Origin of the sequence: Lentzea sp. NPDC003310 (genome assembly GCF_040610935.1) — a bacterium.
Lineage (GTDB): Bacteria > Actinomycetota > Actinomycetes > Mycobacteriales > Pseudonocardiaceae > Lentzea.
This window is the reverse complement of record NZ_JBEXNC010000011.1, coordinates 307,290-322,359: the sequence shown is the minus strand read 5'-3', so window position 1 is coordinate 322,359 and position 15,070 is coordinate 307,290. Positions and strand designations below refer to the sequence as shown.

Sequence of the window (15,070 nt, the reverse complement as noted above, 5' to 3'; positions counted from 1 at the left end):
GACGCACATCACGTTCCATCAGATTGGACACTACAGAGCGTGTCCATACCGGCCAGTAAGGCCAACGAGTGCTCTCGTGCGGCGCAGCGGTTACACCCGGTCAGGCCTCACCCGGTCGGAGGCGAACGGGTGCCGGTTTGGGGTCTTGTTCCCGGATCACCCACCTCTTAGCTTTTCACCTATACGGGTCTTGCGCACCCACCCTAGACGAGCTGGAGGACACAAAATGTTCACGATGACCCGCCCCCAGGCCGTGACCTTCACTCTTCCGAGCTACAAGGACGATTCGGTGCGTATCACCGCTAGTGACTCCGTCCGGATCACGATGGACGACTCCGTTCGGATCACCGCGACCGATTCCGTGCGCATCACGGCCCGCGACTCGGTGCGCATCACCATGGCGGACTCGGTCCGCATCACGGCGAGCGATTCGGTCAGGATCACGTGTGCCGATTCCGTCCGCATCACCGCCCGTGAGGACTCCGTTCGGATCACCGCGCGGCAGGATTCCGTCAGGATCACTGCGCGTGAGGACTCGGTCCGGATCACGATGGACGATTCGGTCCGGATCACGGCTCACGACGACTCGGTCCGCATCACCGCGCTCGACGACTCCGTGCGCATCACCGCGCACGACGACAGCGTCCGCATCACGGCGCAGCAGGACTCCGTCCGCATCACGGCCCACGACGACAGCGTGCGGATCACCGCGCTCGACGACTCGGTCCGGATCACGGCGCTCGACGACTCCGTGCGGATCACCGCACACGACGACAGCGTCCGCATCACGGCGCACGACGACAGCGTGCGCATCACCGCGCGCCGGGACGACTTCTCCCTCGCGGCCTGATCAGGCCGCCGGCTCACCCAGGTACGGCAACCACTGCGGATCCGCCTCGGCCACCCCGGCGAGCAACCGCCAGTGCGGGCCCCGCGGCGCCGCCGGAACGACGCGCAGCCGCCAGCCCAGCTCGGACAGCAGCTTGTCCGCCTTGCGGTGGTTGCACTTCGCACAGCAGGCGACGCAGTTCGTCCAGGTGTGAGGTCCGCCACGCGAACGCGGCACGACGTGGTCGATCGTCTCGGCCCGCCCGCCGCAGTAGGCGCAGCGGTAACGGTCGCGGTGCATGAGCCCGGCACGGGTCATCGGCACGCGGCCGCGATAAGGAACGCGCACGTAGGAGCTCAGCCGGATCACGGACGGCACGAGCACCTCGGACTTCGACGAGTGCAGCACCAGCCCGGAGGCGTCCCCGTGCACGACTTCGGCCTTCCCGCAGACCACGAGCACGACCGCGCGGCGCAGCGACAACGCCGTGAGCGGCTCGAACGTGGCGTTCAGCAGCAGGACCTTGCGTCTTCCCCAGGGGAAAACCGCCGGCGTCGGACCGGAACCTCCCCCGTCTCGATCCCCATCCGGCACGGCCCGGAGCTCGGGCTGATTTCGGCATGGGGGGACCGTCGGCGCAGCCTCGCCGGAAAGCGAGCCGCCGATAGGGGTCGGTTGTCGGTCTGGCACGCGACCACCTCCACCGGTTCAGCCATAGGAGACCACACTTACCAGGAAAAAATCACGTGTGATAAGTGACGTGTCACGGATGCGTGATCGAACCCGGGGTGAACCAACTCCCTATCGGAGATGGTTTTCAAGAGCCCGCTACCCTTGACAAGGTGACTGAGGCTCCCTCCACTCCACTGCCTGCGACGATCACCTACCCGATCGCCGAGCGGCTAAACCTCGCCGAGCAGATCCACGGGCGCGAAGTCGCCGATCCGTACCGCTGGCTCGAGGACACGGCAGACCCCCGCACCGCGGCGTGGTCGCAGGCGCAGGACGTGCTCGCGCGCTCCTGGCTGGACGCGATGCCCGGCCGGGCCCGCCTCGACGCGAGGCTGCGGGAGCTGATGCGCACGGGGTCGGTGTCCACCCCGGTCTGGCGCGCCGGCCGGGCGTTCTTCACCCGCCGCGGTCCCGAGCAGGACCACCCCGTCGTCGTGGTGCGCGAGAGCGACGGCACCGAGCGCGTGCTCCTCGACGTGAGCGAGCTCGACCCGTCCGGCGCGACGACGCTCGACACCTGGTCCCCCAGCCTCGAAGGCGAGCGGCTCGCCTACCAGGTGTCCGTCGGCGGCAACGAGCACTCGCTGCTGCACGTCCTGGACGTCACCACCGGCGAGCACCTCGAAGGTCCGATCGACCGGTGCCGCTACTCGTCCGTCGGCTGGCTGCCCGGCGGCGAGGAGTTCTACTACGTGCGCCAGCTCGACCCGGCGCTGCTGCCCGAGGACGAGAAGCTCTTCCACCGCCGCGTGTGGCGGCACCGCGTCGGCGCGGACCCGGAGACCGACCTCAACGTCCACGGCGACGGCGAGGCGCCCACCTTCTACTACTCGGTCACCGTGTCGCACGACGGCCGCTGGCTGGTCGTGAGCGGCGCGCCCAGCACCATGAAGCACGACTCCGTGTGGATCGCCGACCTGCACGGCGACGCCGCGCTCACGCCCGTGATCCTCACCGAGGAGGGTGTGCAGTGCTCGGCGTCCGTCGCCCGCGACGGCCGCCTCTACCTGCACACCAACCACGGCGCGCCCCGGCAGCGGCTCTGCGTGGCCGACCCGGAGCGTCCCACCGAGTGGACCGAGCTCATCGCCGAGGAGCCGGACTCGGTGCTCGACGGCGTGCGCTGGATGAACGGCGACCTGGTCGTCCTGCGCACCCGGCACGCGGTGTCCGAACTGCACCTGCACGACGCCGCCACCGGTGCGCACCTGCGGGAGATCCCGCTGCCCGGCACCGGTTCCGTGCACGGGCTGTCCGTCGTGGACGACCGGACCCCGCACGACCAGGACACCCTGTGGTTCGGGTGGACGGACTTCGTGACGCCGCAGTCGGTGTTCCGGTACTCCAAGGCCACCGGCGAGATCGCGCTGCACGAGGCCGCGCCCGGCCGCGTCGAGCTGCCGACCGTGACGACGCAGCAGATCGCGTACACGTCCAAGGACGGCACGACGGTCCGCATGTTCGTCGTGAGCGGCGAGCAGAAGCCCGACCTGCCCCGCCCCGCGCTGCTCACCGGCTACGGCGGCTTCGCGATCGGCCGCGGCCCCGGCTACAGCGCGACCACCCTCGCGTGGGTCGAGGCGGGCGGAGTGTGGGTGCACGCGTCGTTGCGCGGCGGCGACGAGGAGGGCGAGGACTGGCACCTCGACGGCATGCGCGCCAAGAAGCAGAACGTGTTCGACGACTTCCACGCCGCCGCCGAGCACCTGGTCCGCGGCGGGTGGACCACGCCCGAGCAGCTGGCGATCATGGGAGGCTCCAACGGCGGTCTGCTGGTGGGCGCCGCGCTGACCCAGCGCCCCGAGCTGTACGCCGCGGTGGTGTGCTCAGCGCCACTGCTCGACATGGTGCGGTACGAGAAGTTCCTGCTCGGACGGCTGTGGGCCGACGAGTACGGCAGCGCAAGCGTTTCCGAGGAACTGGGCTGGCTGCTCTCCTACTCGCCATATCACCAAGTGGTAACGGACGTTGAGTATCCTTCGGTCTTGTTCACGGTGTTCGAGTCGGATTCTCGTGTGGACCCCAACCACGCCAGGAAGATGTGCGCCGCGCTGCAGCACGCTTCGTCAAGTGATCCGGCCAAGCACCCCGTGCTGATCCGCCGCGAGACCGAGGTCGGTCACGCGGGCAGGTCGGTCAGCCGGACGGTGTCTCTCGCCGTGGACCAGCTGACGTTTCTCGCGAATGCCACAGGCATGGAGTTGTAGGAGGGCTCGACCACGTGACCAGTCCCGTGGATGACATCTCGGACAAGACCGCGCAGGCGGTCGGCTTCTTCGAGAGGTACGGCCCCGACATCATCGCGGGCAGCATCAAGATCGTGCTGATCCTGATCGCCGCCTTCGTGATCAGGGCCATGCTGCGCAAGGTCATCGACCGGATCACGACGCCCGGCAAGGAAGGCAAGAAGCCGGGCCTGCTCAAGCCGTTGCGGGAACGCGCTCCGCAGGCGCTCGGGAACCTCATCTCCGAGCGCCGCGAGCAGCGCGCCCGCACCATCGGCTCGGTGCTGAAGTCGATCGTCACGATCATGATCTTCGGAATCGCGTTCCTCGAGATCCTGATCGTGGTGAAGCTCGACATCACCCCGGTCCTGACCTCGGCGGGCATCCTGGGCGTCGCCATCGGCTTCGGCGCCCAGAACCTGGTGAAGGACTTCCTCGCCGGCATGTTCATGCTCCTCGAGGACCAGTACGGCGTGGGCGACGTCGTCGACCTCGGCCCCGCGACCGGCACCGTCGAGGCCGTCGCGCTGCGCACCACCACGATCCGGGACACCGGCGGCACGGTCTGGTACGTCCGCAACGGCGAGATCCTGCGCGTCGGCAACTCGTCGCAGGGCTTCGCGGTCGCCGTCGTCGACCTGCCGCTGAGCTACGGCGCGAACCTCGCCGAGGCCACCCAGGTGCTGGAGCGCAAGGCGTCCGAGGTGGCCGACAAGGACCCGCTGAAGGCCGACCTCACGGCCAAGCCCGAGGTGCTGGGCGTCGAGAAGTTCACGCCGGAGGGCATCACCCTGCGCGTGACCGTCAAGACGCGTCCCGGCCGCCAGTGGGCGGTCCAGCGCAACCTGCGCGCGCAGCTGATGCCCGCACTGGAAGAAGCCGGCTTCACCGCCAAGTAGTTCAAACGCAGACGCCGGGTGAGTTAGAACACCCATTCGAGACGATGATCACCCGGCGTCCTGCCAGTTCACACGCCTATGGCACGAACTACACCCGGGGCGGCCTGCACGCGCGCGCCCGCGTGAGTCAGGATGGGGGTGTGGGAAACCCCGTGAGCTTCTTCGAACAGGTCGGTGGCGAGGAGACGTTCCACCGCATCGTCGCGCGCTTCTACAAAGAGGTGAAGTCCGACGAGGTCCTCCTCCCCCTGTACCCCGAAGAGGACCTCGGACCTGCGGAGGAGCGCCTGCGGCTGTTCCTGATGCAGTACTGGGGCGGTCCCCACACCTACTCGGACAACCGGGGCCACCCGAGGCTGCGGATGCGCCACGTGCCGTTCAAGATCGGTCCGATCGAGCGGGACGCGTGGCTGCGCTGCATGAGGATCGCCGTCGACGAAGCCGGCCTGGACGAGGCTCACCGCAAGCAGCTCTGGGACTACATGGAGATGGCCGCGAACAGCCTCGTGAACAGCTGGTCCTGACCGACCATCACCCGTTCGGGTCCTTTGGCAGCGCGACGAATGGCAGGATGACCCCCCGTGCGACGATCCTCCGACCTCAGCCCCGAGATCGCCGAAGAGTCCGCCTGGTGGCGCGACAGCGTCTTCTACCAGGTCTACGTGCGCTCCTTCGCCGACTCCAACGGCGACGGCGTCGGCGACCTCGACGGCATCCGGTCCCGGCTCGGGTACCTGGAGCTGCTCGGCGTCGACGCCCTGTGGCTCACCCCGTTCTACCGCTCCCCCATGGCCGACCACGGTTACGACGTGGCCGACCCGCGTGACGTCGACCCGCTGTTCGGCGACCTGGCCGCGTTCGACCGGCTGGTGGCGGACGCGCACGAGCACAACATCCGCGTGACGGTCGACCTGGTCCCGAACCACACGAGCGACCTGCACGAGTGGTTCCAGGAGGCCCTGCACGCCGGCCCCGGCAGCATGGAGCGCGCCCGCTACATCTTCCGCGACGGCCGCGGCTTCGACGGCTCGCAGCCGCCGAACAACTGGACGTCGGTCTTCGGCGGCCCCGCCTGGACCCGCGTGCCGGACGGCCAGTGGTACCTGCACCTGTTCGCGCCGGAGCAGCCCGACCTCAACTGGGAGCACCCGGAGGTCCGCGCCGACCTGGAGCACACGCTGCGGTTCTGGCTCGACCGCGGCGTCGACGGCTTCCGCATCGACGTGGCGCACGGCATGGCCAAGCCCGAAGGCCTGCCGGACATGGACATCCGGCCGCAGGCCCCCGGCGTGCTGAGCGACGACGCGCACGACCCGCGGTTCGACAACGACGGCGTGCACGAGATCCACCGCATGATCCGCAAGGTCATGGACAGCTACCCCGGCACCATGGCCGTCGGCGAGATCTGGGTGAAGGACGACGAGCGCTTCGCCGCGTACGTCCGTCCCGACGAGCTGCACCTGGGCTTCAACTTCCGCCTCGTCGAGGCGGGCTTCGACGCCGACGCGGTCCGTTCGGCCATCGAGCACTCGCTGGCCGCCGTGGCCCCGTCCGGCACGCCCGCGACGTGGACGCTGTCCAACCACGACGTGGTCCGCCACGTGACGCGGTACGGCGGCGGCGCACTCGGCGAGCAGCGGGCCCGCGCGATGACGCTGGTCGAGCTGGCGCTGCCGGGCGTCATCTACCTCTACAACGGCGAAGAGCTCGGCCTGCCGAACGTGGAGCTGCCGGACTGGGCTCTGCAGGACCCGACCTGGGAGCGTTCCGGCCACACCGAGCGCGGTCGGGACGGCTGCCGCGTGCCGATCCCGTGGGAGGGCACCACGCCGCCGTTCGGGTTCTCGACGGCCGTGAACACCTGGCTGCCGCAGCCGAACGAGTGGGACCACCTCACCGCCGAGGCGCAGCTGGAGGACCCGGGCTCGATGCTCTCGCTCTACCGCGAGGCGCTGGAGCACCGGAAGTCCAACTCCTCGTTCGCCGGTGAGGAGCTCGAGTGGTACGGCGCGCCCGCCGGCTGCTTCGCGTTCCGGCGCAAGGGCGGCGGGCTGATCTGCGCGCTGAACACGTCCGGCGCGTCCGTGCCGTTGCCGCCCGGTCAGGTGCTGCTGTCGTCCGGCCCGATGGACGGCGACCAGCTGCCGCCCGACACGGCCGTCTGGCTCGTCTAGGCCTTCAGCCGGTCCTCGACGGCCAGCAGGGCACCGAACACCAGCACGAGCGCGGCCACCTGCGCGATCGCGAGCCACAACCCGACCGGGACGGTGGCGAGCGAGGCGACGGTGGCCGTCACGCGCCACTTCACGGTGCCGATGCCGAGCAACGCCCGGAACAACACCTGCCCGATCAGGAAGAGCGCCGCTCCACCGCCGAGTGCGAGCGCACCGCTCAGGTAGAGGTGGTCCGTGGCGTGCCCGATGGTCTTCTTCACGCCCACGGCCACCACGACGACACCGAGCAGCATCGGCGCGTGCGCGAAACCGAACGCCGTCAACGCCTTCCTGGCCCGCTGTGCCGGCGGCAGGGCGGCGAGGCGGTGTTCGGCGCGCACGTCCTGCTCGCGGCCGAAGTAGCACCACCAGAGCTGGTAGAGCAGCGCCAGTCCGAGCAACGCGGCGACCACCAGCGGGACCGTGAGCGGCAACCCTGCCGCGCCGATGCCCATCGCGATGATCGACTCGCCGAGCGCGATGATCACGACGAGCCCGTGCCGTTCGACGAAGTGCGCCGGGCGGATGCGGAACTCGCCGTGCCGGCGGTTCACGTACGGCGAGACGATCATCAGCACCACCGCGGCCGTCCAGGCCACCGCGCGCCACGCGCCGGGCAGGAAACCGCCGACGAACACCAGCAGCGCCGACCCGAGGTTGAACGGTGCCAGGCGCGCCATCGCGGCGGCCGAGCCGGGACTGCCCGCCGCGATGAACAGCCCGGAGTGCACCAGGTTCACGATCAGGTACCCGATGCCGAACGCCGGACCGGCCACCTCGAACGCGTTCGGGATCGCGAGGGCGATCACCAGGAACCCGCCCATGCCGACCATGAGCAGCAACCGGCGCACGGTGGTGTCCGTCGCGACCGCGTTCGTGAGCCAGACGTACCCGAAGTACATCCACAGGATCACGAACAGCATGATCACGGCCTGCCCGAAGCCCAGCGGCGACGTGTCGTCGGCGAGCCTTCGGGTCAGCTGCGTGATGGTGAAGACGAAGACCAGGTCGAAGAAGAGCTCCAGGGTGGAGACGCGGTACTCGCTCTCCACTTGCGTTTCGGCGGACACGCGCGACATCGTGCCACGCGCATCCGCTTGCGGCGCACCGTTTTCCGCACCCGCGAACCTGGACCTAACTCCAGGTCAGACGAGCAGCGGCAGCATCGAGTGCCGACGCCGGACAACTGCCCCGAACCGGGCGTCGATGCGCAGCCACGAGTCGGTCGCGGTCACCCGCACGTCGCCGTCCTCGCCGAGGAAACCCATGCCCGACAGAGCGAACAGGACCCTCAGCGGGATCTTGACGTCCAGTCCGGACCCGCTGACGGTCAGCACCGTCTGGTCCAGCAACGAGGCCGGCGGCGTGCCCTGCGGGCCGGTGTTCTCCCGCGCCACCTCGACGCCCTCGTCCGCGATCTTCGCGACGACCTCGACCGGCAACCGGTCGACCACGAGCCAGCCCTCGGCGGGCGGCAGGGCCGAGCGCCACATCAGGTCCTTGGCGGGGCCGGGGTCGATGCGTTCGTCGCGCATCACCGCGAGGCCCGTCAGCAGCTCCGATCCGGACACCGTGACGTCCGCCGGGTTCGCCTGTCCCGCAACGGTCCGCGTCGCGAGCGCGTCGAACGGCGTGGCCACCCACGCGTCGAGCAGCTCGTCGTTGCGGTTGCGCAGCCGCACGACTGACTGCGCTTCGAGCCGCACCGCCCTCGCCGCGAACGCGCCCAGGTCGTCTCTCTCGGCCGCGTCGGCCAACACCAGCTCAGGCACCGTTTCCCCCTGCTCGCCAGCCGGCGAGGAAGTCGCGCTCGGCCTCGGTCAGCCTGCGCGGTCGCTCCGTCGTCACGTTGTAGGGCGCCAGCAGCGTCTCCGCCCTGACCGCCACCGGGCTGTTCTCGTCGCGGCCGATGCGCACCACGTAGTCCAGTGTCAGCGACGCGGCCTTGAGCTCGCGCACCGACATCTCCACGCGGACCTGCTCGCCGGTGAACACGATCGGCGCCAGGTACTCGACCACGAGCTTCGCGACGACCATGCCCTGCGCCAGTTCCTTGACACCGTGCCGGGCGGCCTCGGTGAACAGCAGCTCGATCCGGGCGTCCTCGAGCAACGTCACCGTGTTCGCGTGGTTGACGTGACCGAACGCATCCATGTCCGACCACCGCGGCCGCACACCCGTGACGAAGACACCCATGCAGGGACCCTACCGTTCACGAACCTTCACGAGACCTCCACACCAGCCGATTGAAAATCGATAGGCAGCTCTCGATACTCGATTCATGTCTCGCGCACTGGTGTTCTTCCTGCAGGCCCTGCTCGCGATCGCGTTCCTGGCCGGTCTGTTCGCGCAGGTCGTGGTCATCCCGACGCTCGCGGCGGACGAGGTCGAGCTCTTCCCGCCGTACGAGTCGGTGCGACTGCCGTTCGTGATCTCCGCGATCGTCTTCGTCGCGTGCCTGCAGCTGCTCGCGGTGGCGCTGGGCGGGATGCTGCACCGCGCCGCCGAGGGCACCGTGTTCTCGGCGGGGTCGGTGACGTGGACGAACATCGCGATCGGCGCCATCGCCGGCGGTGCCCTGGTGCTCGCCTGGCTGTTCGTCTACGTGACGTTCGCCGACATCCCCTCGCCCGCCGACGGCATGGAGACGCTGGGGCTGTGGATGGGGTCCGGCGCCGGCACGGTGGCAGCGGTCGGGGTGGCGCTGCTGGTCGTCATCGGCCGCAAGTGGCTGCGGCAGGCGATCGCCCAGCGCGCCGAACTCGACCAGGTCGTCTGACGCGGGAACACCCTAGGCCGCCGTGGAGGGATTCTCCGGCGGCCTGGAACAGAGCCGGGGCGCCGCGGAGGGGATTCCGCGGCGCCCCGGCGTTCGTCCGTCCGCCTCTACCTGACCATGCTCCGCACCTGGCGTGCGGCGACGGACAGCGTCGCGAGGTCGAGCTGGTGGACCCGGTTGATCTCCTCCAGCGCACCGCGCGAGCGGGCCAGGCGGGAGGCGTTGGCCTGCTCCCACTTGGCGATCTTCTCGGCTGCCGTGTCGTCCTCGTCGCTCGCCCGCAGCACGTCGACCGAGATGGCCCGCAGCGACGAGTAGAAGTCGTCGCGCAGTGCCAGCCGGGCCAGGGCGTGCCAGCGGTTGCCGCGCTCCAGGCTCGTCACCGAGTCCAGCATGTGGTCGATGTCGAGGTGGTCGGACAGCGCGAAGTACAGCTCGGCCGTCTCGCGGTGCGTGCGCTCCGGACCCGCGCCGCCGGCCGGGCCCAGCTCGCGCTCGGCCAGTTCGGCGATCTCGGTGACGTCGAGCAGGCCGTACATGTAGAGCAGCGCGGCGACCTTGCGGGCGAGCTCGGCCGGGACGCCCTGTTCGACGTACCGGTCGGCCTTGCCCGCGACGACGTCGAGCTCCTTGCCCTGCAGCAGTTCGAAGGCGAACGGGCTGAGCTCCTCGACCACGCCGCGGAAGCGGTTGATCGTGGAGCCGACCGCGAGCGGCTGCGGGCGGTTCGACAGCAGCCAGCGGGACGCGCGGTCCAGCAGGCGGCGGGTCTCCAGGACCATGCTGTCCTGGACCTCCGTGGCCACCACGTTGTCGAGCGCCTCGATCTCGCGCCAGATCTGCGGCAGGTCGAAGACCTGGGTGACGACGGCGTACGCGCGCACCGCGTCCGTCGCCGACGCGCTCATCTCCTCGGCCAGGCGGAAGGCGTACGAGATGCCGCCGCCGTCCACGACCTCGTTCACGACGACCGTGGTGATGATCTGACGGGCCAGCGGGTGGTTCGGGATCGCGGCACCGAAGCGTTCGCGCAGCAGGCTCGGGAAGTAGTCCGGGAGCTTGCGGGTGAACGTGTCGATCGTCGGGATGTCGCTCGCGAGCAGCTCTTCCTTCAGCGTGAGCTTGGTGAACGCGAGCAGCGTGGCGAGCTCCGGCGAGGTGAGGCCCTGGCCGGCCTTCTCCAGCGCCTTGAACTCCGCCGGGCTCGGCAGCGCCTCCAGCTTGCGGTTGAGCGCGCCGCGCGCCTCCAGGTCGGCCGTGAGACGCGCGTGCACCGACAGCATCGGGGCCGCGTGCGCCCGGCTGACGCCGAGGACGTTGTTCTGCGAGTAGTTGTCGGCCAGCACGAGTTCGCCGACCTCGTCGGTCATCTCGGCGAGGACCTCGTTGCGCTGCTGCTGCTCCACCGAGCCCTCGCGGACCAGGTGGTCCAGGAGGATCTTGATGTTGACCTCGTGGTCGGAGCAGTCGACGCCCGCGGAGTTGTCGAGCGCGTCGGTGTTGACCTTGCCGCCGATGCGCGCGAACTCGATGCGGCCGCGCTGGGTCAGGCCCAGGTTGCCGCCCTCGCCGATGACCTTGACGCGCAGCTCGTTGCCGTCGACGCGGATCGAGTCGTTCGCCTTGTCGCCGACGTCGGCGTGCGACTCGGTGGACGCCTTGACGTACGTGCCGATGCCGCCGTTCCACAGCAGGTCGACCGGCGCGAGGAGGATCGCCTTCTTGAGTTCCGGCGGGGACAGCTTCACGACGCCCTCGGGCAGCCCCAGCGCGACGCGGGCCTGCTCGGAGACCGGGATCGACTTGGCCGTGAGCGGGAAGATGCCGCCGCCCTCGCTGATCAGCGAGCGGTCGTAGTCGTCCCACGACGAGCGCGGGACGTTGAACAGCCGCACGCGTTCGGCGAACGACGTCTCCGCGACCGGGTTCGGGTCGATGAAGATGTGCCGGTGGTCGAACGCGGCCACGAGCCGGATGTGCTCGGACAGCATCATGCCGTTGCCGAACACGTCACCGGACATGTCGCCGATGCCGACGACGGTGAACTCCTCGGTCTGCGTGTCCACGCCGAGCTCGCGGAACGAGCGCTTCACGCTCTCCCACGCGCCCTTGGCCGTGATGCCCATGGCCTTGTGGTCGTAGCCGATCGAGCCACCGGAGGCGAACGCGTCGCCCAGCCAGAAGCCGTAGCTCTGGCTCACGCCGTTGGCGATGTCGGAGAACGTCGCGGTGCCCTTGTCGGCGGCGACGACGAGGTACGTGTCGTCGGCGTCGTAGCGCACGACCTGCGGGGCGGGCACGACCTCGTTGTTGATCAGGTTGTCGGTGAGGTCGAGCAGGCCCGAGATGAACATCTTGTAGCAGGCGATGCCCTCGGACATGAAGTTCTCGCGGTCGATGCCGGGGTCGCCGGTGGGGGCGATCGGGCGCTTGACCACGAAGCCGCCCTTGGCGCCGACCGGCACGATGACCGCGTTCTTCACGGCCTGCGCCTTGACCAGGCCGAGGATCTCCGTGCGGAAGTCCTCGCGGCGGTCGGACCAGCGCAGGCCACCGCGCGCGACGCTGCCGAAGCGCAGGTGCACGCCCTCGACCCGCGGCGAGTACACGAAGATCTCGAACTTCGGCCGCGGCTGCGGCAGGTCCGGGATGGCCTGCGGGTCGAGCTTGACCGACAGGTACGGCCGGGCGTTGCCGTCGGCGTCGCGGAAGAAGTAGTTCGTCCGCAGCGTGGCGTTGATCAGGCTCAGCAGGCTGCGCAGGATCCGGTCCGCGTCGAGGCTCGTCACGTCGTCGATCAGCTTGCCGATCTCGGTGACCATGGTCTCGGTGTGCGCGGCGCGGGTGGCGTCGCTCAGCGCCGGGTTGAACCGGGCCTCGAACAGCGCGACCAGCGCGATCGCCACGGACGTGTGGCCGAGCACGGCGTCCTCGATGTAGTCCTGCGAGTACGGCGTGCCCGCCTGCCGCAGGTACTTCGCGTACGCGCGCAGCATCGCGGCCTGCTGCCAGGTGAGCCCGCCCTGCAGCACCAGCGAGTTGAACCGGTCGACCTCGGCCTCACCGCGCCAGACGGCGGCGAACGCGTCCTGGAACCGCACGCGCACGTTCTCGAGGTCGGCCTCGGACAGCTGCGCGAGCGCGGCCTTGTCGATGCGCAGGCCGAAGTCGTAGATCCAGCACTGCACGCCGTCTTCGCGGGCGATCTCGTACGGCCGTTCGTCGACCACGATGACGCCCATGCGCTGCAGCATCGGCAGCACGTCCGAGAGCGTGATGCCCTCGCCGGTGACGAAGAGCTTGAAGCGCCGTTCGCCGGGCTCGGCGTCCTCGGGCACGTAGAACACCATGTCGAGGTCGCCCTCGACGAGCGCCTCGATGCGCCGGTAGTCCTCGAGGCCCGTGGCGGCGGAGAAGTCCTCCTTGTAGGCCTCCGGGAAGACCGTGGAGAACCGCTGACCCTGCTCGGTGGCCGACTCGGCGCCGAGGTCGCCCTCGTCGCCGACGACGGCCTCGACCATGCGGTCGTCCCAGCTGCGGACGGCCTCGGCGAGCTGGGCCTGGATCGCCTGGACGTCCGGCTCCAGCGACCGCGCCGGGTCCGTGTGCACCATGAAGTGCACGCGGGCCAGCGCCGACTCGCCGATGCGCGCGCTGTACTCGAGGTTCAGGCCGCCGAGCTGGGCGAGCAGCACCTCCTGCATCGCGAGGCGGCTCGTCGTCGTGTAGCGGTCGCGCGGCAGGTAGACGAGGCAGCTGAAGAACCGGCCGAACGGGTCGCGGCGCAGGAAGAGCCGCAGCCGGCGGCGTTCCGCGAGCGCGATGACACCCGTCGTCGTCTGGTAGAGCGTCTCCGCGTCGACCGAGAACAGCTCGGTGCGCGGGTAGTTCTGGATGACCTCGAGCATCCGCTGGCCGGAGTACGACTGCAGCGGGAAGCCCGCGCGGTGGATCACGTCGCGCACGCGGCGTTCGACCACGGGGATGTCGAGGACGTTCTCGTGCAGCGCCGTGGTGCTGAAGATGCCCAGGAAGCGGTGCTCGCCGGTGACGTTGCCCTCGCCGTCGAACGTCTTCACGCCGACGTAGTAGGGGTAGACGCTGCGGTGCACGCTGCTCTGCGCGCTCGCCTGCGTGAGCACCAGCAGGTCGGGGCTGAGCGCCTGCGCGCCGTTGTCCGGCCCGGCGGTGAGGCTGCGCGCGGCGAGGCTGTCCTGGCGCAGCACGCCGAGGCCGCTCGCGAGCACGGCTCGCAGCGCCGGCTCGCCGTCCTCGGTGACCAGCTCGTACTGGCGGTAGCCCATGAACGTGAAGTGCCCGTCCGCGAGCCACTTGAGCAGCTTCGAGCCGTCGGTGGTGTCCTCGGACGAGTCCTTCTCGAGCTCCTCGGCCAGCTGCAGGGCCGTGGTGACCATGCGGTCGGTGTCCTCGACGACCTCGCGGACGTCGGTCAGCACCGTCAGCAGCCGCGTCTCGAGCTCGCGGGCACGATCGGGGTCGGTGATGAGGTCGACCTCGATGTTCATCCACGACTCGGCCAGCGCGTCAGCGGGCGGATCGGCCGGGTCGGCGGTCGGCAGCACCTCGGTGCGCTCGCCGGTGACGGGATCACGCCGCACGACGACGATCGGGTGCACGATGCGCTGCACCTGCACGCCACCTCGCGTGAGCTCGGACGCGACCGAGTCGACGAGGTAGGGCATGTCGTCCGTGACGACCTGCACCACGGTGACGGGACACTGCCACCCGTCGGCACCGCGGGTCGGGTTGAGGATGCGCACCGCGGCGCGTCCGGGAACGCGGCTCTCGGCGAGCTGGTAGTTCGATCGCACCGCTCCGACCAGGTCCACCGGGTCGTCGTCGTTGACTTCCTCGGCGGGCACGTGACGGTAGAAGAGGCGGATCAGGTCAGCGAGTTCGGGGGCATTGGCGGCGGCCCGTTCGATCAGCTCGTCACGGACCTGCTCAGGACTGGCCGTCGGACTGCCGTCACTCGCGGCGGGGGCCGCGGGGACGTCGTCGGTACGGGTCGGGGCTCCAGTCGAGGTCATCTTCAGGCGACTCCACGCTATCCGGCACCTCTGTGTGCCGGGTCCGACCCCACCCTAGATGGGGTGGCGCGAATCACCGGCAACGGGAGGGGCACTGACGGACCACTGAATCGTGGGCTGAATCGAGTCACTTCATCAGTGGCGACAAGGCTTTTCTCTTCTTCCACGCCACCCGGCACCGGCAAACACCGCCGGCCCCGACACCCGGTCGCGCCACAGCTTTCATCCGATCATGGGCCCACCGGTGGCGTGACCACCGGCGAACCGCGAAACCTCCCGGCGCAGCCCAGCGCCACCCGCCACCGCCCGGCCCCGCGCCCGGAAGCACTGCGGCGACCCGGC

General features: G+C 69.6%; 11 protein-coding genes. 6 read left to right on the top strand and 5 right to left on the bottom strand.

Translation table 11 applies throughout. The features are described 5' to 3' along the window. Positions 1-289: 289 nt before the first annotated feature. Entirely contained in the window at positions 290-850 is a 561-nt protein-coding gene (locus ABZX02_RS24630) for a DUF2345 domain-containing protein (RefSeq protein ID WP_355300984.1), read from the top strand. Here ABZX02_RS24630 and ABZX02_RS24625 read toward each other — a convergent pair whose 3' ends face one another. Further along, on the bottom strand, positions 851-1,423 hold the full coding sequence (locus tag ABZX02_RS24625; RefSeq protein WP_355300983.1) for an HNH endonuclease: 573 nt from the start codon (positions 1,421-1,423) through the stop codon (positions 851-853). A gap of 248 nt (positions 1,424-1,671) precedes the next feature. Between ABZX02_RS24625 and ABZX02_RS24620 the strand changes: the two genes are divergently transcribed. The 4 genes from ABZX02_RS24620 to ABZX02_RS24605 all read left to right on the top strand — a co-directional run bounded on the left by ABZX02_RS24620 (position 1,672) and on the right by ABZX02_RS24605 (position 6,859). Continuing rightward, the gene (locus tag ABZX02_RS24620) at positions 1,672-3,768 is read left to right on the top strand and encodes a prolyl oligopeptidase family serine peptidase (protein ID WP_355300981.1); all 2,097 of its coding nucleotides are present in this window, start codon (positions 1,672-1,674) and stop codon (positions 3,766-3,768) included. 14 nt (positions 3,769-3,782) lie between these two features. Then, complete coding sequence (locus tag ABZX02_RS24615) at positions 3,783-4,685, top strand: mechanosensitive ion channel family protein (protein ID WP_355300979.1); 903 nt, start codon at positions 3,783-3,785, stop codon at positions 4,683-4,685. Between the two features lie 140 nt (positions 4,686-4,825). Further along, positions 4,826-5,209 carry a globin gene (locus ABZX02_RS24610; RefSeq protein WP_355300977.1) on the top strand — a complete coding sequence of 128 codons (384 nt, stop codon included), beginning with the start codon at positions 4,826-4,828 and terminating at the stop codon, positions 5,207-5,209. Positions 5,210-5,266: 57 nt separating this feature from the next. Further along, complete coding sequence (locus ABZX02_RS24605) at positions 5,267-6,859, top strand: alpha-amylase family glycosyl hydrolase (protein WP_355300975.1); 1,593 nt, start codon at positions 5,267-5,269, stop codon at positions 6,857-6,859. Here ABZX02_RS24605 and ABZX02_RS24600 read toward each other — a convergent pair. From ABZX02_RS24600 to ABZX02_RS24590, 3 genes are all read right to left on the bottom strand, one after another. Further along, a complete protein-coding gene (locus ABZX02_RS24600) occupies positions 6,856-7,968 on the bottom strand; it encodes a low temperature requirement protein A (RefSeq protein WP_355300974.1) in 1,113 nt (370 codons plus the stop codon). The two genes, ABZX02_RS24605 and ABZX02_RS24600, sit on opposite strands and share 4 nt — an antisense overlap. A 75-nt stretch (positions 7,969-8,043) precedes the next feature. Further along, a complete protein-coding gene (locus ABZX02_RS24595) occupies positions 8,044-8,670 on the bottom strand; it encodes a hypothetical protein (RefSeq protein WP_355300972.1) in 627 nt (208 codons plus the stop codon). After that, positions 8,663-9,094 carry a thioesterase family protein gene (locus tag ABZX02_RS24590; RefSeq protein ID WP_355300971.1) on the bottom strand — a complete coding sequence of 144 codons (432 nt, stop codon included), beginning with the start codon at positions 9,092-9,094 and terminating at the stop codon, positions 8,663-8,665. The genes ABZX02_RS24595 and ABZX02_RS24590 overlap by 8 nt, the downstream gene beginning before the upstream one ends. 85 nt (positions 9,095-9,179) lie before the next feature. Here ABZX02_RS24590 and ABZX02_RS24585 point away from each other — a divergent pair, with 85 nt between their 5' ends. After that, entirely contained in the window at positions 9,180-9,677 is a 498-nt protein-coding gene (locus ABZX02_RS24585) for a DUF2975 domain-containing protein (RefSeq protein ID WP_355300969.1), read from the top strand. A 107-nt stretch (positions 9,678-9,784) separates the two neighbouring features. Here ABZX02_RS24585 and ABZX02_RS24580 read toward each other — a convergent pair whose 3' ends face one another. Further along, entirely contained in the window at positions 9,785-14,728 is a 4,944-nt protein-coding gene (locus ABZX02_RS24580) for an NAD-glutamate dehydrogenase (protein ID WP_355300968.1), read from the bottom strand. Positions 14,729-15,070 lie beyond the last annotated feature (342 nt).